Below are 18,799 nucleotides of genomic sequence, written 5' to 3'. Positions count from 1 at the left end.
TCACTGGCCGTTTCAACCAACAAACCAGTTCATTGACTAGGTTGGGCACCTATCTGTAGAAAGATCATGAATGATCATCCTCATTTTTCTATGTGCCAAAATATAGTTGATTATGTTATATAAAAATTATATCACGTATCAAAACACTTGCTATTCATACTTTTTCTCACATTTGGAAATATTTTTGTACTCTTACTTCTTATGTGTGTTTTCAAAATATATCATAAAGAGACTTTACATTTATTTTCTCTTCCTCTATAATTTCGTTAACCATAAAAATAAAATAGGTTAACAAAAAGGAGAACGGATGACAAAATCATTAAAAGAACTTATACTCGTTGCCGAATTTACAGCAATTATTGCAGTCCTCTCACAATTTACTATCCCATTAGGTTTGGTTCCTCTTACTGGCCAGACTTTTGCGATTGGCTTGACCGCCACATTTCTTGGGAAACGTGCTGGTACTCTCGCTGTTTGTATGTATCTCTTATTAGGATTGATCGGACTACCCGTCTTTTCTGGCATGACTGGGGGAATGGGCATCTTATTCGGACCATCAGGCGGCTACCTTTTTGGTTTTATTCTTCAGTCTTTCGTCATTGGTTGGTGGATTGAGAAGACCAATTCTCGCTTTTTCCACGCTTGGTGTGCCAATCTATTCGGCTCTCTTCTTGCTTTAGTTGTAGGTACGCTTTGGTTATCATTTAGTAGTCATTTGCCAGTTCAAACTGCGCTATTGAGCGGATTCGTCCCATTCTTGTTACCAGAGTTGCTCAAAAGTACGGGAGCGGCTTATGTTGGCACTACTTTAAGAAAAAGATTACGGTTCAACATTCAAAAATTAGTTTAAAAAATTAATAGGATAAAAAAGAAAAACTTTAAAAATAAGCGATATCCGCCAAATAGAGCAACTATTTTTTGGCGGATATCGCTTATTCTCATAGCCAGACACTTCTATAATCATCTAGTTATACCATTTCATTTTTCACTATCAACTTATTATTCGTCGTATAGATGAAGGACAGAAAGAAAACAAAGGCTTGCAGTGGGAAGATCACCATTCGCTCCGTCAACCCTAAAATATTCCATCCTTGTGCCATTCCAATTGGATTCAATGCGCCAAAAAAAGTGATCAATATGGCGGTAGCAATAGATATTTTTCCTAACCTACGCAATTTTTCTTGTTTTAGATAGCCAAATCCAATAAGGAATAAAGAAGATATAGTAGTAAATACGACAATGATCGTCACAACAATATGCATCGTATTTTGGAAATTCATATCCGCCTTATCGCCTGTCAATGGAAATAGTTTATAGCCTACCACTGTAGTGCTTGCCATCACAAGAAAAATCAGATAACCGATCCGAGTCATCCCATGATACTTTTCAAAGGCGGTCACGACCATTCCAATGACAAATAGTAAAAAGCCTATACCATAGATAAGCAGGATCATATTCAATAAATTCGCATTTGGCGCACCAATGGCGGTTAAAGAACTGATGTCTGTCGTGATTGGATCATATGATTCCCAAAGGTATTGCCCAAGAAACACATGTACAAAATAAGCAACTACACTAACCATTCCAAGAGGCATCAACCAAACGATCACTTTCATACGTTTCCCCCACTTATTCTTCTTTCAGCTATTTAAGCAACCATCCACCATCGATTGGAACGATTGCTCCATGGATATAACTCGCTTGAGGCGTCGCAAGAAATAACGTCAATTCTGCTACTTCTTCCGGCTGTGCCCAACGCTTAACAGGCGTTTCTTCTGCGACCCATTTGGCCATCTCTCCGTCACCTGCAAAATCAGCTGCATTCATCGGTGTTTGGATGGCACCTGGTGCGATGGCTTTTACACGTATCCCTTGCGCAGCATAATCAAGGGCTAACTGTTTCGTGAAGCCGATGATTGCATGTTTGGCGCTCGTATACGCGATTCCACCACCGCCAGCCACCATACCTGCAATGGAGGCCATATTGATGATCGTTCCTGTTTGCTTTTCGAGCATATCAGGCAACACTTTTTTTGTTAGTCGAAAGAGGCTTTTCACATTGACCTCATAGATCCGATCCCAAAGTGTTTCGTCTGTTTCTAATAAAGGCTTGTAGCCATCAAGAATCCCCGCGGTATTCAATAAGATAGAAATAGCACCAGCTCTTTCATGACACGTAGTAATGGCTTGTTCAATCACTTCTTCTTGCGAAATATCACCGAAAAATGAGATAAAATGCGTAGGGTATTTTTTTGCTAGTTCTTCCATCTTACCCACTTTCAGATCTACGCCAAATACTTTCGCTCCTTGATTTAAAAAAGCTTCTGCTTGTGCAGCACCGATTCCTTGAGCGGCGCCTGTCACAAAGACGACTTGATTCGCTAAGTCCGGATAATGATTCGTCATTCAACGATCATCCAATCTTCTGCTAGAATATCGCAAACGGTTGGCGCAAAGCTAGAAAATCCTTCGTCGCTCGTTTTGATCAGAAAATAAGGCGTTACTGGACAACCATCAAATTCATCATCGGAAACCAGAACAACATATAATTCAAATCCACTCCAACCTTTTCTAATAACCTTTGCACCTGTTTTTAACTGTGGCAATACTTCTTCAAATGTCATGATTTTTTCTCTCTTTCTTTGTTTTGATTTCTTTGATTTTATCAAATAAACGGATATAATCCGAGAGTTCAAGTTCATCTGTGATGATGAAATAGTCTAGATCCGCCCAAGGTTTGCGATGGATCTTGCTTGTGGATAGTAATAGATCGACCTCTCTTCCTCGATAATCCGCTGGTAAAAAGTACAACTGATACTCTTCTCTGAAAAAGTGCCTTAGGTTTTCTTTTAGTAATTCTTCTTCAAAAAGAGGAAAGTCCGTCATCAGTAAAATAGTGACTTTTGGTAATTGTCGATCAAAAACACGCATCGTTTTTAACACGGTTAGATACCTTCGCATCAAGAATGTCGCATTCTCATAGACCCACTCGTCTGCACGTTGTGTTGCTCGATTGAAAAAATTCAGCAACCATTGTTTCAATGACTCATTTTCACTAATGAAGTGTCTAGGAAAATTGCTACCTTCCCCATCAACCATTTCCTTCGCATGAGGAAACAAGTACGCGAACAGGTGACTACTAAGCAAATAGTTCTCTGCTTCTTTGGTGAATGATTCCTCGGTCAACTGCTTTTCTTCGCAGTATGCTGCTAACGCATTCTTCATTTCTAATAGAGCTATAAAAGGAGCTGTTTGTTGTTTTCGGTGAAAAGCAAAAATCTGCTGACGGATTCCTGACGATTGATAATATTCTTCTCTGGTCATCAGCACTAGAAATAGTGCACCTAATTCTTCTTTCCCTTGGAAATAGTTTGGAAAAAAAGGCGCCATCCACTGACTAAATGCTTCAAAGAGTGGATTTTTTTCAATCAACTGTCGTTTTTTATTATTTAAAACCACAAAATGTTTTTGGGATTTACGTAAGAAAAATGCACCTAACATATACTCTAATCGCCGTTTCTTGATCTCATTCAACCGAACATCAAAAAACTGTAAAATCTGGTCCGCAATTTGTTTGACGTCCTGTTGTGGAATAGTTTCGAAGGGCCAAACTTTACCACGAAATAACTGCCAAAAAGTCATATGTAGGTATAATCGAATGATTTCTTCTTCCCCACACGCAATATAGCTTCCTCTTTTGAGTTGGATACCATACCTCGAAAATTGTTCTTTCCAATCATTGATTTTCCGATGAGCAGTTGACTCACTGATATAATGCTTTTGTGAGAATTGATACAGCGTATGAAATTCTTCAAAAAAAATGTCGTGCAACAGCTGGTATTTAAGCGTACTTTGCACGAGGTAAATCAAAAAGCGTTCACGTTCAATAGGATCCAGAGAATCATAAAAATGATAACCCGATCGATGATTCTTCGTGAATAAAGATTGCTCTTTTCCACTGAATAATTGATAATTTTTGATCAATTCAACTAAATATCTGGTTACACTTCGTGCGTCTAGTTGAACCTTTTGTGCAAGTTGTGCCGCTGTGTGCCCTACCTGATCCTCAAAGCTTTCGAGTAAGAGCACTTTGTAATATAAGTCTTTGTCAAAACGTTTTAAGTACTCAGAAGACAAATACAACGACTTCACCCCTTATCGACTATTTTCCTCATTGTAGCATATAATCCTTATTGAAACACCAAAACAGACAAGCTAAGGAGGCATTCAATTAAAGTAATTCCCTTCTTTTTGTAGACGATTCACTCACAGTGCATCGTGCGATTATTCGTTCCATTTCAGTTTCATTTTTTCTGAAATTTTCAAAAAATGTTTGTTGATAGCGACAATATTTGATAAAACTCACTATTTATTTTTGATATATTTATAGTTAGGGTTGGTGTTTTGTGTCATAGGGTTTTATCAATGTGTCGACTGTTGCTCGGATTTCTTTCTATAAAGAAGTCGTTTTTTATTTTGCACTTATCACGACAACAGAAGTACACCTCTTACGGAACACTTCACCCGCTGTGTTGTTGTTTCTTTTTTATATTTCAATAAATTTATGGAGGGTATTATGGATTATTCACTTATGACCCGTCTAGCGGCGGAACTACTTGGTACAGCATTATTGATCGTTTTAGGTAATGGTGCTGTCGCAAACGTAGATTTAAAAGGAACAAAAGGATATGGCAGTGACTGGATGCTGATTGCTGTTGGTTATGGTTTTGGTGTGATGATGCCAGCAATGATTTTTGGTGGCATTAGCGGAAATCATATCAATCCGGCATTTACGATTGCTTTAGCCTCTAATGGTTTATTCCCTTGGGCAGAAGTCGTACCTTATATCGTTGCACAATTACTTGGAGCAGCTCTTGGACAATTGATCGTGGTCGCTTGTTACAAACCTTATTACGATCAAACTGAAGATGTAAACCATGTCTTAGGAACTTTCTCAACTATCAACAGTGTTGGTTCTAAATTCAATGGTTTCGTCAACGAATTCTTCGGTTCATTCGTCTTATTCTTTGGCGCATTAGGTATCACAAAAGCACCTTTCTTCCAAGATAACTTAGGAACAGCTCACTTAGCTCTTGGTTTCTTAGTTTGGACATTGGTCGCTTCACTAGGAGGTCCTACAGGTCCTGGATTGAACCCAGCACGTGACTTTGCACCTCGTTTGGTTCATGCGTTGTTACCATTGAAACATAAAGGTTCTTCACAATGGGATTACGCTTGGGTTCCAGTTGTGGCACCGATTTGTGCCGGTATTGTAGCAGTATTTGTCTACAAAGCATTATTTATGGCATAAAATTAATGAGTACTATAAAAACGGAAATCTTTGGAAGCAATTCCTTAGATTTCCGTTTTTTATTGATTTCAAGTCTAAAATCATCCTCTGATTGGCTTATTATCCTTTGAATCATCTTTATGCCAGTTTCTTTGTTTATCGGATATCTTCAATACTTGTTTTTAATCAAGGACAGGTGGCACCTTAGCCAATCGGCATCACTCATACTTTACTTTTTGGCTTGGTACTCTTCGTGTTCGGCGTGATAAGTTTTATCTTTATCAAAAATAAGAATAAAATCTCGGTTAGATAACTCAATACAAAGGCATCTCATTCCTTTTTGAATAAAGTGCTTTTTGGTTTGACTTGGTGAAAAATATTTGAATGCAAAAAACCGAAGTGTATAACTATTCACTTTGGAGTAGATTCTACTATAGATATATATTTTTTCTATGTCCTACTTCTAATGCTAAAACAATCAACTTTTCATCATCAATCTTTGTAATGACGCGATAATTTCCTATTCTGTATCGCCATTTACCTGCGTAGTTCCCCACAAGTGGCTTACCTGTATATCTAGGATTTTTTGTGCCTTCGATCTGTTTATGTAACCATCTTAATATAGTTGTTGCTTCGAATTTGTCTAGTTTTCTTATTTGCCTATCGAAGGTAGGAGTTGTTCTTACCGAGTAGCTCATTTTTTTTCACCTATATCATACTCCTCTAAAAGAACAGATAAATCATTTGATTTTTTATCTTTCAAATACTCTTCATAGGCTAAATCTCCTATCTTTGCATCATACGCATCTTCTAAAGCATCTAATGTTTTTGTTTTAAGTAATTCAGAGAGACTCTTTCCTTCAAACTTAGCCATTTCATCCAAAAATTTTTTCTCATCTTCTGTCACACGAACTGTAATTGTTGCCATAATATTCCCCTCCTCTGATTTAATTCATAGGCACTTTAATTATAACATACCCTCGAACGAAAGAACACAATTGTGTTCACTTATCGAGATGATTTTTCATCTACTCATCCATAGAGAAACAAAGAATATTCTTATCGTCTATCCCCCTAAATAAGTGTAGAATAGGGTCGTAGCTTGTACATCAAAGAGAGAATTCAACTCATTATGGACACAAATAAGACAAACGAACGATTAAGTGTCCATTTAGACAAGTGAATTGAAAAAAGAAGTTGGCAGCTTATTGTCTGATACATCGCTAGATTACACGATCGATGAAGTTGCCGGACAGGATTGGTGGAATAAAGTAGCGGAGATCAAGAATGAATGGGAATGATCGATGAAGTAAAACTAAAAAATACATAAAAAACCACCAAGTGTCATCTAAATCGATACTTGGTGGTCTTCAAATTTTCAGTAAGCAATCACTGTTACTGCTTGTTCAAACTCTTTTTTTAAATGTTGTAACTGGTATTCTTTAAATTCTGGACGATGCGTTCGTAATAATACGCGTAATTTCATTGGATTGTAACGATCAATCAATTGATATTCATCGATAAAATCTCGTGTCAATTGCCATTCGTAATAATAGCCAAACGGCCGACAACTATACGTCGTTCCTTGGAGAACTTTATCCTCAAACCGTCGATGCGTATGCCCAAAGACGACTTGTTGAAGATTATCGTATTGATCGAGTAGTTTTCCAAATGAAGCTGAACCTAAGAACGCATTGAGTTGGTTCCAACGTTCATAAGGCGCGTTTTGGTAAACAATGAATTCTTGTTTTGGGACAAAATGTGTTGATAAGATCACATTCATTTTCTTTTTGTGTAGCGTATCCAATAATGATCGTGTTGCTTCTACTACTCGATCATTCACTTCTAGATCCGTTCCATCTCGCTCAATCAAGCGGTCATACCAGTACAAACGCTTCATCCGCACGATTTTCTTCACGTCTTTTTCTTCTGAGAATTGGTAATCATACCAACCGTTGATGCCTAATAACACGGTTTTCTCATTTAATGGAATATAGCGCTCATTCAAAAAATGGACGTCTGGAAAATGACTGATCATTGCTTCGCCAGTAACATCGGCTAACTCATGATTGCCAAAATGGAAAGTCGTTGGTAGCCGCTCTGCAAAAAATTCAGCGACTGCGACACAACGATCGACTTTATTGGCGGTATCCCCAGCCAAATGAAGCCGAGTAATCTTTTTTTGTTGTAAGACTTCCCATAAGAGCATTAATTCAGCTTCGCCAAATTGATTGATGTCCACATGTAAGTCACTGATGATCGCTAAATTTCCCATTCTTTTTCCTTCTAAATCTTAGATAGTTGATGTGACGATTTGGAGGTTATTTTTGATGATTCCTCCTGGTCCTTTCAGTTGCAGACTCTTGTAAGTTGGTTCTACTGCTAACGTCGTCGGATTATCCAAATAAACGAGTGCGCTTTTCTTGATTTTGATTGGTCCCATTTGGGTATCGACTACTTCAGAATATAAGCTTAGATCTGCCGATGTTTCTTTTTCTACAATAATCAGACGAAAAGAAGTATCGATTTGGCAAGTGATCCGGCTATTCGCAAATGGTCCATCTCCGTCTTCTACATCTAGCAATAATTGTTCATTGTCATTCACTTTTCCACGAAGCAGTTCTTCCGCTTCTTTTGATACGATAAATTCCATCTTAATCACCTCAATTTTAGCTTAATGATTTTTGTACGAAGTTGCAACTAACTTGTTTTTGGGTGACCTTCCAACCAAGCTTTTTTGGTAATTCCTTTAAGAACGATTGAAATGATTTCTCCTTTTTCTCGTTTTGCATCAGGAATCACAGCTTCTTCTCTCATTCCTAACTTGTCCATCACTCGTCCCGATTTACTATTTTTCGTATTATGATAAGCAAAGATCCTTACGAGATCCATTTTTTCAAAGCCCAATTTCAGAAGCGCTTTTCCAGCTTCCGGCATGATTCCTTTTCCCCAATACTTTTTATTTAAAGCGTAACCTAATTCAGCCGTATCATCGCCTTCTTGTATCCGCAAATCGATCGTACCAATCATCTTGCGGTTTTCTTTCCATTCAATAGCATATTTTCCAAGCGGTGATGCCATAAAAAAATTCGCAACACTGATTTTTGTATCTTCGATCGACTGATGTCGAGGGAAAACAAAGCGGGTCGTTTCTACATCATGGGCATATTCAAATATATCTTCTACGTCTTCCAATGTGATTGGTCTTAAAATCAGACGTTCCGTTTCTATGACACGATTTTCTGCAAACACTAAGTTTCGATTGATCAATAATTCCATGTGCATCCCCTACCTTTTCCTTTAGTTTAAATTACTGTATCGAAATTCACGGAAAGAAGCAAGACAAAACTTAATATCTCCTTAAAATAACAGATTAAATATTGATAAACGAAAAAACTTAAACAATTGCTGAAAAAGAATAATTATTTGTTCACGATTTATTAACAAATTTTAGCTATTGTTATCTTAACAACTAAACAAGCGCTGGAGGTCTTACTTATGACAGAATATATAAAAAGCATTTACTTTATTGAAGAAACACAGAACATTGAAGGATCTTATATTGAAGTTAAAACACTATTTGTTGATGAAGACAAAGAAAAAGCATTATCGATCTATCACAAATTAGCAAAGAAAAAACCAAACTACTTCGGATTGATTTTAAGTGAGTACAAAATCAAAGCGGAGGATAGTTATTTTTATCAACTTTTGAAACGTTGGTCAAAACTGCCAGCTGACTTTTATCGTCAAGTCAAGATCGTCAATTATCAAGCATTAGCCGAAACACATGCTTGATTCTATGCTTTAAGCTTTCTCTAAGGTTCGCCTTGTATCCTTTAATCAAATCAAAGGAGGCGATCTTATGTTCCGACAATGGCTTGCTCACTTTTTCCATGATCCAACCCCACGAATCGATCCTTATGAAGTCGATAATGAATTTACCCTTACACTAGATTTTCCTAACGATCAAACAATCACCCATTGAATCAGAAATGAACGAGTACTTATCTAGTTGATAGGCACTCGTTCATTTCTTGTGTATTCATTGAAAAATTATTTTAGCGCTTGATTGACATCTTCAATCATCAAGTTCATTGATTCAAGTCCACCACCACTCAAATACCATACATCTGGTTGCAATGAAATTACTTGATCATTTTTACCGGCATCTGTTTGTGCCACTAATTCATTTGCAGCTACGTTATCGTTGCTTGTATCTCCACCAATTGCTTTGGTACGATCAATCACAAATAAAATCCCTGGGTTCTTCTCTAAAACATATTCATAAGAAACACTTTGACCATGTGTAGACGCCTCGATTTGATCATCGGCTTGTTTAAAGCCAAATAAATCATGAACTAGTCCGAAACGTGAACCTGAACCATATGCTGAAAGTTGCCCTTCATTCACTAAAGTAACTAAAGCTGTTTGATCAAGCGCACTGGCTTTCTCTTTTACTTCATCAATTTGTTTCGTTAAATCTGTTAATTTTTCTTCTGCCTCTTTTTCTTTATCAAAAATCTTTGCCAATGTTGTCACATTTTCTTGCATCGATTCCCATGGCTTTTCTGCATCCATTGCTAAATATAGTGTTGGGGCAATTTGGCTCAACTGTTCCTGATAATCACTTTGACGACCGGAAATAATAATCAAATCTGGTTGCATCTCATTGATTTTTTCCAAATCAGGTTCTTTGATTCCCCCAGCAGATTCAACTTCTTGATATTTTTCTAAGTAAGCAGGTAGATTTTTAGTTGCCGCTCCTACGACTTTGTCTCCAACACCTAATGCATCAAGCGTATCTAATGATCCATTGTCGAACACTACAACTTTCTCAGGATTTTGTTGCACTTCCACAGATTCCCCGTTGCTATCTTTGACTGTCAACATTGTATCCGTTGCGACAGCACTTGATGCTGTTGTTTCACTCGTTTGTGCTTCGTTATTTCCACATGCTGCTAATCCTAATGATGCTATGACTAAAAATCCTAAAACTATTTTCTTCATTTTGATGCTCCTTCGTAGTTTTTAGAAATAAAGACATAATCTGCGTCCTTCGATTTCACAGATTCGAATGTCCATTTCGTATAATTGATCTAGTACTTCTTTTTTGATAATGTCGTTTGTTTTGCCTTGTCTAAATAACTTTCCTTGTTTCATTGCGACGATTTCATCTGCGTAACTCGCTGCAAAGTTGATATCGTGTAACACAATGACGATCGTTTTTCCTAATTCTTGTACAAGACGTTTTAAAATTTGCATGATCTGTACCGCAAAATTCATATCGAGATTATTGAGTGGTTCATCCAGCAAAATGTAATCAGTATCTTGCGCAAGGACCATCGCAATATACGCTCGTTGCAATTGTCCCCCAGAAAGCGTGTCGATTGTTTGGTCCTTCAGTTCTTCCAACCCTAGGTGTTGGAGTGATTCTTCGATGATCTGATGGTCTTTCGTTGTCAACTTTCCTTTCGAATAAGGAAAACGCCCGAACGATACAAGCTCTTCGACTGTGATTTTCATACTGACCTCATTGGATTGTTTCAAAATAGCTAGTTTTTTTGCCATCTCTTTGGACTTCCAAGCTTTTACTTCATTGTGATCCAAGTAGATCTCACCTGCATCTTTAGGAATCAAACGACTGATCATAGAAAGAACGGTTGACTTTCCTGCGCCGTTTGGACCGATGAAGGCTGTCAATTGTTGATCCGAGATTTCCAATTGCAAGGCCTCGACGACCGTTTTTCCTTGGTAAGACTTCTTGACACTATTCAAATTGATCATCCCAGTTCCTTCCTTTCTCGAATCAATTTTGTAATAAAGTAAATACCCCCTGTGAACTCTACAACCACACTGACCGTCGTGTTCCACCCAAACACTTGCTCAACGATCAATTGTCCCCCAGTCAAAAACAAGAAAGCAATCAAAAAACTTCCTAATAGTAAAACACCATGACGATACGTTGCAAACAAACGATAGCTGACGTTTGCGACAATAAATCCAAGAAAGGTGATTGGTCCCACCAAAGCAGTGGCTGTTCCTGTCAACAAGCTGACACAACAAAGAATAGAAAATTGAAAACGCTCTGTCTCAATCCCAAGGTTCGTTGCTTGATCCTTCCCTAGATGAAAGACATCCAGAAAATGTCTTTTATAAAAAAGGAACACCCAACAACAGCCAATCAACAATGCAGCAGGTAGGAGGTAGGCAGTCTGGACATTACCGAAGCTAGCAAACAACTTCCCTTGCAACAAATCATATTCATTCGGGTCCATCACCACTTGTAAAAACGTACTGATACTATTGAAAAGTGTCCCTAAAATCATCCCAGTCATCAATAATAAGAATAAGTTAGGAGCTTCTTTTCGTAATAAAAAGAAAAATAATAACTGGCTTAAGCCAACCATCAATGCCACGTTGACTAAGAAAAAGCCTGTGCCTGTTTGCTGAAGCATCGTCACCCCACCAATCAAGAAAAAGAGGAGGGTTTGAACAAGTACATAGAGGGAATCGAGCCCTAACACAGAAGGTGTCAAAAATTGATTTTGGGTAATCGTTTGGAAACTAACGGTCGCACTGCTCGTCGCGAGTGCCACTAAAATGAACGCCATGATTTTTTTGCTTCGTAAGGCCCATGCAAATGCCCAATTACCATACGTATTGATGGTCAAATAACCAATCGTCACACCAATCACGAGTAGAGACAAAATAAAAAATAGACCAGTGATCTTTTTACCCATGTTTGCGCCCCCTTACTAACAAGTAAAGGAAAATCAAACCACCGATGATCCCTACGATGACGCTGACTGGGATTTCATAAGGAAAAATCACAAGACGAGCGATCATGTCACAGATAAGCAAAAAGATACTACCAAAAATGGCGGTAATTCCTAACGTTTTATGTACCTGATCCCCATAGAGCTTTGCTGTGATATTTGGAATGATCACTCCCAAGAAAGGAATCGTCCCAACCATGATCAAAGTGATCGCACTGGCTAAAGAAACAAGACCAATCCCTAGTAGTTGCATGTTGCGATAATTCATCCCTAAATTCACTGCGAACGATTCACCTAAGCCTACGATCGTAAATTGATAGGCAAAAAAAGATAAGATAAGTAATAAAGGAATCGTTACATACAATAATTCATAATTTCCCCGCATGACTGTTGCAAAATTTCCTTGTAGCCATGAAGACATGTTTTGTACTAACTGAAACTGATAGGCGAAAAATGTTGCAGCAGAGCCGATAATATTTCCTAGCATCACGCCGATCAATGGTAACATCAGCTGATTTTTTTGTGGAAAAAATCGTGCAAAAGATAAAAATAAGAGCGTACCTGCAAACGCAAATAAAAATGCAGTTGCTGAACGAATCCACAAAGAAGCATTCGGTAAAAAGAGCATCACCACTAAGATACCCAATCTCGCACTATCCATCGTGCCAGCTGTCGTTGGTGAAACAAATTTATTTTGAGTCAGATGTTGCATGATCAACCCACAAATACTACTCGTTGCCCCTACCAGTACTAAACAAATCGTTCGCGGAAAACGTGTCGCCAACAACAATTGCATACTCTGTCCTTCAAATCGGATAATCTCCATGAATTCCACTCGAGACACGCCAATAAATAGCGAACATATACTTAAAATAACTAAAAAAACCATCAAGCGACCCACGCGCATTTCCCTTTACCTCGCTAACTGAGAATGATTCTCATTCTTATTCTAAGTGAAGCATTGAACAAAAGCAACCGTTTTTTAATGAAATAAGAGCAATCCCTATAAATTTTAGAATACGTGTACGATACAAAAATAAAATTCATTTTTGTTTCTGACCTTAAAAATGTGGGAAGCTATTTCTCAATTTCTGCCTTAATGCTTGGAGCTAAACGACTTTCTCACCACCTGGCTACACGGTGATCCAAAAGCTAACCTTCAACACTAAGCTAGAAAATGACAAAATATGAAAAACTATTTTTCAATTTTCTAGCTTACTGATCAGGTCAAAATGCTTCTGTCACAACCTCTATGTTATAATGACTTAAAACAACAAAGGAGGAAATTGGATGGCATCAGATGAATTGAAAAATCATTTGGACAAAGGAATGTATGGCACGCCCTTGGTCAACCCAGAAGAACAGCATAAATACCTAGGTACCTTTCGTGAACGTTGCTACCTCAGTATGACCGTTGCTGAAATGAATGAGCCGACAAATAAAGAAAAGTTCCTACAAGAACTAGAGAAACGACCAGAAGCATTTATTCTGATAAACGGGACCTTACCCCTGGATATCCAGAATCAATACATCCAATTGGCAACGAAAAATCAAACGAAATTCACGGTTGTAAACGATCATGTTTCCGAAGATCCGGAAAGTATTGGTCTACTGATCGCAAGCAAAGAAGCAGTGAATGAACCTGTGATCGATGTAGAAGAAAAATATCCAACGAAGCAAGAGGAAGAAGTACCCAAGAAAAAAAGCTTTTGGGACCGATTATTCAAGTGATTTCAAAAGGCAAACTAAATTTTTGAGTTTCTAATCAAAACTTGTCAGCGTTCGGATGCTCCTCTAGCAAAACAAAAATCATTCACAAACTAGATAAATCTAGTAATGTGGATGATTTTTTTGTTTATTACAATCGTTATTAAGTTATTAAGTTTTTAATTTTTTACGATTTGTAGTTTCATTGGTTCAATAGTTTCAATTTTTTGCTCCATTCCTAGGTAGTTTCCACATATTTTGATTTATCATGAACTATTTAAAATATGTGCCTTTGTCATACAATTATTGATTGCTAACACTCACTGAAAGCATCATCCCAAAACAAAGTTCTACAATTTCCTGATTTTCTTTAAAAATCTTTAGATACATGTCTTTCTTTTTTAGTTCTGTAATATTGTAAAAATCTCCATAAAAAACATCTGCTTCTTTATAAGTCAAAAATACACTGATTTGGTTTTCATAAGTCCTTATAAAGATTTTCAGCTTAAAATCACCTCGGGAAATTTTATACATGATATTACCATCACCTATATTATCAGTTATACTCTCACCTTCTGATAGGAAAAGCTCCATCAATTCTAACTCATCATATTTCATTTTCTTATCTCCCTTACTTAGGAATCACTGTAATTACTAATCCCAAATCATTAATTATTACTGTAACATCACTAGTTTCTAACTTCCATGTATTTATTTGATTTCCACGGGTTTTCACACCCTTGGATATAGCATTTTCGATTACTGATGGCGGAATATTCCTTGGCTGTACATATTTTTTTATGAAATCACTATACTCATTTGTTCCAGGAATATATCCCATATTTTTTGCGATTTTTTGTGCTCTAATATTCAATTGTGCTCTAACTTCTGGTATATCAGGTGCCATTCTTTCTAGAGCATGGCTAGAGTATTTACGGCCATTTATATTTGCACCTTCTCTATTTAAACTCCAAGATGACTTATCAATATCCCACCCACTCGCCTCCTCAATCTTACCATTCTCCACCTGCTTCACACCAGTAGTCGTCAATACTTTGTATGAGGCGTAAGTAAAGCCTAAGACCATTAAGGCTTGACCGAGTTCGGATTCGTTGATCCATGTGTAGCCGTCTTTAACGTATTGCGAGGTAGAGACGATACTGCCTAAGAGTGGGTCTAGTTTTTCGCCGGTTTCGTAATTGACACCTTGACGCCATGCTGCATTGACTTTCTCTTGGTAGGTATCGTACGTCATGAATTGGATCAGTTCAGGGTCTAAGTAGTGACCTACTTTCGTGACATATTGATACAGCTCGGGATTCACGATGCCGTAGCCTGATTGCTTGTCTTCGATTTTCCAAAAGACACGTGGGTTGCCCTCGTTATCGTGAATAATGAGAGCATAGACGTTGTACTTTTCTAGTTCTTTGTTTTTAGTTGGATCGATGCCTTTTTTCTCGTTGTCTGCTTGTTGCCATTTGTCTTGGATCGTAGTTGTCCAGGACAAATCTTTTGGCATAGAGAATGTTTTCGTTTGGCTATTCCAAGCAGTTTTCGTTTGAGCAAGTCCTTGATTGACTGCTTGTTCGAGACTTTTGATTTCTGTAAAAAATTGCGCGGAGCTTTGGTTGTAAGCTAAGAGTTTTTGGAGTTTTTCTTCCAGTTTGTGTTTCAAATCATGATACATCGTGAGTAACAACGTATTCTGACTGAGTTGAAAGCTTTGATGTTCTTCTGGCATATAAGGTGAAAGAAGCAATTGTCTTATTCCCTCGGCTTGAGTGATATACTGATTCATTTGGCGAATCTGTGCTTCTAATTCGGATTGTTTCAAGCTGATGGAATCAACTTGATTTATGTATTCCTGTGGAAATCGTTTTGCTGCTTTTTCGACCGCTTCGGAGAGTAAGATTCCTCCTTGCACGAGTGGGTAAAGTACTTGGGAAAAATAGGCTTTCGCAGCGTCGTAGGTTTTCCCTTGGAGATTGGGCGTTTGTAAAGTGAATTGAGTGATGGCTTGTTGGAGATTTTGGTAATCAGTGACTTGTTTTTGGCAGAAGTGGCTGGCACTCGTAGCTTGGGCTAAAGAATCGGACAGGTACATCTCAATACTCATATGTTGTTCTCCTTATATATATTGGTCTATTTACTACTTTCTCTAAAAATTCCTCCTTACATTTTTAAAACGCTTTCACAAAACATTATAACAAACCATTGCTATCTATAAGATGAAAGTTCGATTAGATAGGTGTTGTTACCTAATTTTATCAAGTTTGTCGTACTCCTTTGTCTTTTTTAATCGTAGAGATTGGACGACTCGTCATACCTTCACTCCTAGACTATAAGCAGTGCTCAGTAGTAATTATTTCAAAAAATAAGCAACTTGATCCAAACAGATAAGCTGTTTTTGGATCAAGTTGCTAAATGTGGCTGAATACTTTTGATACAGCCCTTATTCACGACTTATTTTAGTTCTTTTTTGGTGTGCTGATCACTTCAGGATACAACAGCTCTAAGACATTCATTGTCAGTCTTCTGCCTTGGCCAGCAAATGGATAGACGTGCATGTGCATTGCTGGATTGAAGTTCGCTTCGATGATGCCATAGGCTTGGTCATCTGTTTGAGGATCAATATCTTTATCAGGAATGATCAAATCGATCCCACTGATTTTTGCGCCTAAGGCTTCTACCGCTTGTTGGGCAATTTGTTTATATGCTTCGGAAAATTCATCTGTTACGTCGATTGAATCGCCACCTGTACTGATATTGGAATTTTCGCGTAAATACACGATTTGATCTTTTTCAGGTACAGAATGGATGGTTAGTCCTTGCTCTTTTAACATCAACTGCTCAAGTTCACCTAACTGAATCAATTCCAATGGTGCACGATGGTGACTGCCTCTTAATGGATCTAGGTTTTTTTCAGCGACAAGTTCTTCCACCGTCCGTTTTCCGTCACCCACAACATTGGCAGGAATACGAAGTAAGATCGCTTTTACTTGCCCATCGATCACAAAGAAGCGATATTCTGTTCCAGGCATGAATGCTTCAACTAGTACAGAAGTATCTTCACGAAAAGCGATTGCTAAACCCGCCTGGTAATCTTCTAAAGATGCTCCTTCTTTGAAGATCGTGATCCCTAACCCATAATTTGTCGATTTAGGTTTAATAACAAAGGCTTGTTCTGCAAATCGTGGATACGCGTTCAAAGCCTCTTCGATTGAAGTAAATTCGGCTCCTTCAGGTACACGGAATCCGGCCTCTTTTAGCACTTTTTTAGTGACTGTTTTATTTTCCATGATCAATGGCACAATGTAGCTGTCTTTACTTGTCATATTGGCATTTTTCACATATTCGATATGCTCTTGATGCTGTAGACGTAAAAATTGATCTGATTCATCTATGACCTTTACTTCGATGCCCTTTTGGATCGCATCAAACATCAGAATCTGTGTCGACAGTTCCATGTCACGAAATCCCGCTAATTGATACGAACGTTCATGACTTTCTTCTTCATACTGTTTTCCTAAAGTATAAGCAAAGTCATGTTGGCTTGTTTGTTGTGCTTGCTGATAAATCTTGCCTGCCAATGTTTCACGTGGTTCATCCAATTGTGCGATCATGTCATCGATCAATGGTAGGCGTTCGGATTGTCCTAAAGCTACAAGCATCTCTTTCATTCCTTGAAGAAGTAGCATTCCTTCATCATAAAAAGCAGTTTGATCCATAGGGTTTTCTAACGACACGTGTTCATTTCGCTGCTCGCCTTCTTCGACCCATGCATCGACTGCTACGTCATGTTCCATCCATAGCATATACATTAAGAACGATTGTAAAAACTGAACTTGTGCTTGACTGATCCCTACACGTGCGTAAGGATTTAAATCAATATTTCTCAGTTCAATATAGCGAATACCTGATTTTGCTAAATCAGCTACACGTTTTCCACCACGAAAACGGATTGGTGCATAGAATTCCTTTTCTTCGGATAACTTGCCTTCTTCCACCATTTTTTCAATATCGGTTAAATATTGTTGCATTGACGCATAGGATACTTTGACATTCGGATGGTTCGTATAACCATAGGAACTATTACGAATACTGCGTACCGGTTCTGCTGGTGCTGGCTTGCCGACAAAATAGTGGTCTTCACTTAGAGGTGACGCCCCAAACAAATAAGTGATCAACCAACGATAACGCAAGAAGTTCTGTGCTGTTTTAAAATATAATTCTGTTTTAAATGCTGCAAAGTCGGTAAACTCTGTTTGTTGTACAAACAAGGATTGTAAAAGATCATCACCAAACTCAAAGTTGAAATGGATGCCACTGACCATTTGCTTGCGTTTGCCATATTCCTTTGCTAAATAACGACGATACAAGACATCTTCAAAATTAGAAAGCTTCGCGATCATAATCTCTTCGTCTTTTTCAGGTAAAGCCGGAGGCATGCTCAAAGGCCAGATCATTTCATCATCTGCCATTGAGCGTGAAGCAACGTCGTAGATTGCTTCCAAGTATTTAAAAAGTTCGTTGATAGAATCCGTGACCGGAGTAATCAATTCGACTTGAGTTTCACTGAAATCTGTCTGGATGTATGGATGATACGTACGATCCCCAAAAATCTCAGGATGATCGGTTGTTGCCAACTTTCCAGAGAAGTTCACACGTTGCCCTTCACGTTCAACCCCAAAACGAGCTTGACTAATGAACGGTAGTGAACGAGGATGCAGTAATAATTCTTTATAGTTCATGGTTAAATGTCCTCCAATTCATATGTTTCATTATAGTAAAAACCGCCAAGAAAAAGAATGAAATTGTTTGAAAATGAGAAAAAAGGGGTGTTTTTTTAAAAAAACAGCTGATATTGTAGGAAAATGACTCCAAACTGAACAATAAGATAGCACATAGCCAGACAGGACAGTCAAAAAAATCGCTGGTTCATTTTTGATTTATACTCAAAATATTGTTCCTTAAATATCGCTAGTCCATTGGAAAGAGAAAAAAGAGCCTGAAACAAACGGAACCT

General features: G+C 37.9%; 21 protein-coding genes. 5 read left to right on the top strand and 16 right to left on the bottom strand.

Annotated features, from left to right (window positions below):
• Positions 1-307: 307 nt before the first annotated feature.
• Positions 308-850, top strand: coding sequence for a biotin transporter BioY (locus EM4838_RS15020; protein WP_071868039.1), 543 nt, complete (start codon positions 308-310; stop codon positions 848-850).
• A gap of 118 nt (positions 851-968) precedes the next feature.
• Here the strand turns inward: EM4838_RS15020 and EM4838_RS15015 are convergent, their stop codons facing one another.
• Genes EM4838_RS15015 through EM4838_RS15000 form a run of 4 tightly spaced genes read right to left on the bottom strand, consistent with a single transcriptional unit; the run spans position 969 to position 4,143 of the window.
• Positions 969-1,616, bottom strand: a complete 648-nt coding sequence (locus EM4838_RS15015; RefSeq protein WP_071868040.1) for a DUF998 domain-containing protein — start codon at positions 1,614-1,616, stop codon at positions 969-971.
• A 28-nt stretch (positions 1,617-1,644) separates the two neighbouring features.
• The gene (locus EM4838_RS15010; RefSeq protein ID WP_071868041.1) at positions 1,645-2,406 is read right to left on the bottom strand and encodes a 3-oxoacyl-ACP reductase; all 762 of its coding nucleotides are present in this window, start codon (positions 2,404-2,406) and stop codon (positions 1,645-1,647) included.
• Positions 2,403-2,624, bottom strand: a complete 222-nt coding sequence (locus EM4838_RS15005; protein WP_010734410.1) for a DUF2829 domain-containing protein — start codon at positions 2,622-2,624, stop codon at positions 2,403-2,405. Before EM4838_RS15005 ends, EM4838_RS15010 begins: the two co-directional genes overlap by 4 nt.
• The gene (locus tag EM4838_RS15000; RefSeq protein ID WP_071868042.1) at positions 2,614-4,143 is read right to left on the bottom strand and encodes a helix-turn-helix domain-containing protein; all 1,530 of its coding nucleotides are present in this window, start codon (positions 4,141-4,143) and stop codon (positions 2,614-2,616) included. Before EM4838_RS15000 ends, EM4838_RS15005 begins: the two co-directional genes overlap by 11 nt.
• Before the next feature lie 433 nt (positions 4,144-4,576).
• On the opposite strand from EM4838_RS15000, the gene EM4838_RS14995 reads away from it, so the two are divergent.
• Complete coding sequence (locus tag EM4838_RS14995) at positions 4,577-5,311, top strand: MIP/aquaporin family protein (protein WP_071868043.1); 735 nt, start codon at positions 4,577-4,579, stop codon at positions 5,309-5,311.
• Between the two features lie 410 nt (positions 5,312-5,721).
• On the opposite strand, the gene EM4838_RS14990 is transcribed toward EM4838_RS14995, so the two are convergent.
• From EM4838_RS14990 to EM4838_RS14970, 5 genes are all read right to left on the bottom strand, one after another.
• Positions 5,722-5,988: a type II toxin-antitoxin system RelE family toxin gene (locus EM4838_RS14990; protein WP_071868044.1), complete on the bottom strand. Its 267-nt coding sequence runs from the start codon at positions 5,986-5,988 to the stop codon at positions 5,722-5,724.
• Positions 5,985-6,218 (bottom strand): type II toxin-antitoxin system RelB family antitoxin, encoded by a 234-nt coding sequence (gene relB / locus EM4838_RS14985; RefSeq protein ID WP_071868045.1) that lies wholly within the window; start codon positions 6,216-6,218, stop codon positions 5,985-5,987. Before relB ends, EM4838_RS14990 begins: the two co-directional genes overlap by 4 nt.
• A 450-nt stretch (positions 6,219-6,668) precedes the next feature.
• Positions 6,669-7,565 carry a metallophosphoesterase gene (locus EM4838_RS14980; RefSeq protein WP_023518919.1) on the bottom strand — a complete coding sequence of 299 codons (897 nt, stop codon included), beginning with the start codon at positions 7,563-7,565 and terminating at the stop codon, positions 6,669-6,671.
• Between the two features lie 18 nt (positions 7,566-7,583).
• Complete coding sequence (locus EM4838_RS14975; protein ID WP_010734414.1) at positions 7,584-7,943, bottom strand: iron-sulfur cluster biosynthesis family protein; 360 nt, start codon at positions 7,941-7,943, stop codon at positions 7,584-7,586.
• Positions 7,944-7,990: 47 nt separating this feature from the next.
• Positions 7,991-8,569, bottom strand: coding sequence for a GNAT family N-acetyltransferase (locus tag EM4838_RS14970; protein WP_010734415.1), 579 nt, complete (start codon positions 8,567-8,569; stop codon positions 7,991-7,993).
• Positions 8,570-8,788: 219 nt separating this feature from the next.
• On the opposite strand from EM4838_RS14970, the gene EM4838_RS14965 reads away from it, so the two are divergent.
• Positions 8,789-9,085, top strand: coding sequence for a hypothetical protein (locus EM4838_RS14965; RefSeq protein WP_010734416.1), 297 nt, complete (start codon positions 8,789-8,791; stop codon positions 9,083-9,085).
• Between the two features lie 67 nt (positions 9,086-9,152).
• Entirely contained in the window at positions 9,153-9,275 is a 123-nt protein-coding gene (locus tag EM4838_RS17075) for a hypothetical protein (RefSeq protein WP_254905451.1), read from the top strand.
• Between the two features lie 68 nt (positions 9,276-9,343).
• On the opposite strand, the gene EM4838_RS14960 is transcribed toward EM4838_RS17075, so the two are convergent.
• From EM4838_RS14960 to EM4838_RS14945, 4 genes are read right to left on the bottom strand one after another with little or no spacing between them, the layout of a single operon-like run.
• Positions 9,344-10,297, bottom strand: a complete 954-nt coding sequence (locus EM4838_RS14960; RefSeq protein ID WP_071868046.1) for a siderophore ABC transporter substrate-binding protein — start codon at positions 10,295-10,297, stop codon at positions 9,344-9,346.
• A gap of 21 nt (positions 10,298-10,318) precedes the next feature.
• Positions 10,319-11,074: an iron ABC transporter ATP-binding protein gene (locus EM4838_RS14955; protein ID WP_071868047.1), complete on the bottom strand. Its 756-nt coding sequence runs from the start codon at positions 11,072-11,074 to the stop codon at positions 10,319-10,321.
• Complete coding sequence (locus EM4838_RS14950) at positions 11,071-12,030, bottom strand: iron chelate uptake ABC transporter family permease subunit (protein ID WP_071868048.1); 960 nt, start codon at positions 12,028-12,030, stop codon at positions 11,071-11,073. The genes EM4838_RS14955 and EM4838_RS14950 overlap by 4 nt, the downstream gene beginning before the upstream one ends.
• Positions 12,023-12,973, bottom strand: a complete 951-nt coding sequence (locus EM4838_RS14945; RefSeq protein ID WP_071868049.1) for an ABC transporter permease — start codon at positions 12,971-12,973, stop codon at positions 12,023-12,025. The genes EM4838_RS14950 and EM4838_RS14945 overlap by 8 nt, the downstream gene beginning before the upstream one ends.
• 383 nt (positions 12,974-13,356) lie before the next feature.
• Here EM4838_RS14945 and EM4838_RS14940 point away from each other — a divergent pair, with 383 nt between their 5' ends.
• Positions 13,357-13,797 carry a YueI family protein gene (locus EM4838_RS14940; RefSeq protein WP_071868050.1) on the top strand — a complete coding sequence of 147 codons (441 nt, stop codon included), beginning with the start codon at positions 13,357-13,359 and terminating at the stop codon, positions 13,795-13,797.
• Between the two features lie 279 nt (positions 13,798-14,076).
• On the opposite strand, the gene EM4838_RS14935 is transcribed toward EM4838_RS14940, so the two are convergent.
• The 3 genes from EM4838_RS14935 to gshAB all read right to left on the bottom strand — a co-directional run bounded on the left by EM4838_RS14935 (position 14,077) and on the right by gshAB (position 18,524).
• Positions 14,077-14,391 (bottom strand): hypothetical protein, encoded by a 315-nt coding sequence (locus EM4838_RS14935; RefSeq protein WP_071868051.1) that lies wholly within the window; start codon positions 14,389-14,391, stop codon positions 14,077-14,079.
• 13 nt (positions 14,392-14,404) lie between these two features.
• Entirely contained in the window at positions 14,405-15,889 is a 1,485-nt protein-coding gene (locus EM4838_RS14930; protein WP_233433745.1) for an LXG domain-containing protein, read from the bottom strand.
• 352 nt (positions 15,890-16,241) lie between these two features.
• The gene (gene gshAB / locus EM4838_RS14925; RefSeq protein WP_071867764.1) at positions 16,242-18,524 is read right to left on the bottom strand and encodes a bifunctional glutamate--cysteine ligase GshA/glutathione synthetase GshB; all 2,283 of its coding nucleotides are present in this window, start codon (positions 18,522-18,524) and stop codon (positions 16,242-16,244) included.
• Positions 18,525-18,799: the final 275 nt, after the last annotated feature.

The sequence above is a fragment of the Enterococcus mundtii genome (assembly GCF_002813755.1).
Classification (GTDB): Bacteria; Bacillota; Bacilli; order Lactobacillales; family Enterococcaceae; genus Enterococcus_B; species Enterococcus_B mundtii.
This window is presented reverse-complemented; position numbering and strand designations above follow the sequence as displayed.

What these genes read in the sequence shown, in the direction of transcription:
- EM4838_RS15020 (WP_071868039.1), top strand. Translation starts at nt 308, where the DNA reads ATGACAAAATCATTAAAAGAACTTATACTCGTTGCCGAATTTACAGCA.
- EM4838_RS15015 (WP_071868040.1), bottom strand. Translation starts at nt 1,616, where the DNA reads ATGAAAGTGATCGTTTGGTTGATGCCTCTTGGAATGGTTAGTGTAGTT.
- EM4838_RS15010 (WP_071868041.1), bottom strand. Translation starts at nt 2,406, where the DNA reads ATGACGAATCATTATCCGGACTTAGCGAATCAAGTCGTCTTTGTGACA.
- EM4838_RS15005 (WP_010734410.1), bottom strand. Translation starts at nt 2,624, where the DNA reads ATGACATTTGAAGAAGTATTGCCACAGTTAAAAACAGGTGCAAAGGTT.
- EM4838_RS14995 (WP_071868043.1), top strand. Translation starts at nt 4,577, where the DNA reads ATGGATTATTCACTTATGACCCGTCTAGCGGCGGAACTACTTGGTACA.
- EM4838_RS14990 (WP_071868044.1), bottom strand. Translation starts at nt 5,988, where the DNA reads ATGAGCTACTCGGTAAGAACAACTCCTACCTTCGATAGGCAAATAAGA.
- relB (WP_071868045.1), bottom strand. Translation starts at nt 6,218, where the DNA reads ATGGCAACAATTACAGTTCGTGTGACAGAAGATGAGAAAAAATTTTTG.
- EM4838_RS14980 (WP_023518919.1), bottom strand. Translation starts at nt 7,565, where the DNA reads ATGGGAAATTTAGCGATCATCAGTGACTTACATGTGGACATCAATCAA.
- EM4838_RS14975 (WP_010734414.1), bottom strand. Translation starts at nt 7,943, where the DNA reads ATGGAATTTATCGTATCAAAAGAAGCGGAAGAACTGCTTCGTGGAAAA.
- EM4838_RS14970 (WP_010734415.1), bottom strand. Translation starts at nt 8,569, where the DNA reads ATGGAATTATTGATCAATCGAAACTTAGTGTTTGCAGAAAATCGTGTC.
- EM4838_RS14965 (WP_010734416.1), top strand. Translation starts at nt 8,789, where the DNA reads ATGACAGAATATATAAAAAGCATTTACTTTATTGAAGAAACACAGAAC.
- EM4838_RS17075 (WP_254905451.1), top strand. Translation starts at nt 9,153, where the DNA reads ATGTTCCGACAATGGCTTGCTCACTTTTTCCATGATCCAACCCCACGA.
- EM4838_RS14960 (WP_071868046.1), bottom strand. Translation starts at nt 10,297, where the DNA reads ATGAAGAAAATAGTTTTAGGATTTTTAGTCATAGCATCATTAGGATTA.
- EM4838_RS14955 (WP_071868047.1), bottom strand. Translation starts at nt 11,074, where the DNA reads ATGATCAATTTGAATAGTGTCAAGAAGTCTTACCAAGGAAAAACGGTC.
- EM4838_RS14950 (WP_071868048.1), bottom strand. Translation starts at nt 12,030, where the DNA reads ATGGGTAAAAAGATCACTGGTCTATTTTTTATTTTGTCTCTACTCGTG.
- EM4838_RS14945 (WP_071868049.1), bottom strand. Translation starts at nt 12,973, where the DNA reads ATGCGCGTGGGTCGCTTGATGGTTTTTTTAGTTATTTTAAGTATATGT.
- EM4838_RS14940 (WP_071868050.1), top strand. Translation starts at nt 13,357, where the DNA reads ATGGCATCAGATGAATTGAAAAATCATTTGGACAAAGGAATGTATGGC.
- EM4838_RS14935 (WP_071868051.1), bottom strand. Translation starts at nt 14,391, where the DNA reads ATGAAATATGATGAGTTAGAATTGATGGAGCTTTTCCTATCAGAAGGT.
- EM4838_RS14930 (WP_233433745.1), bottom strand. Translation starts at nt 15,889, where the DNA reads ATGAGTATTGAGATGTACCTGTCCGATTCTTTAGCCCAAGCTACGAGT.
- gshAB (WP_071867764.1), bottom strand. Translation starts at nt 18,524, where the DNA reads ATGAACTATAAAGAATTATTACTGCATCCTCGTTCACTACCGTTCATT.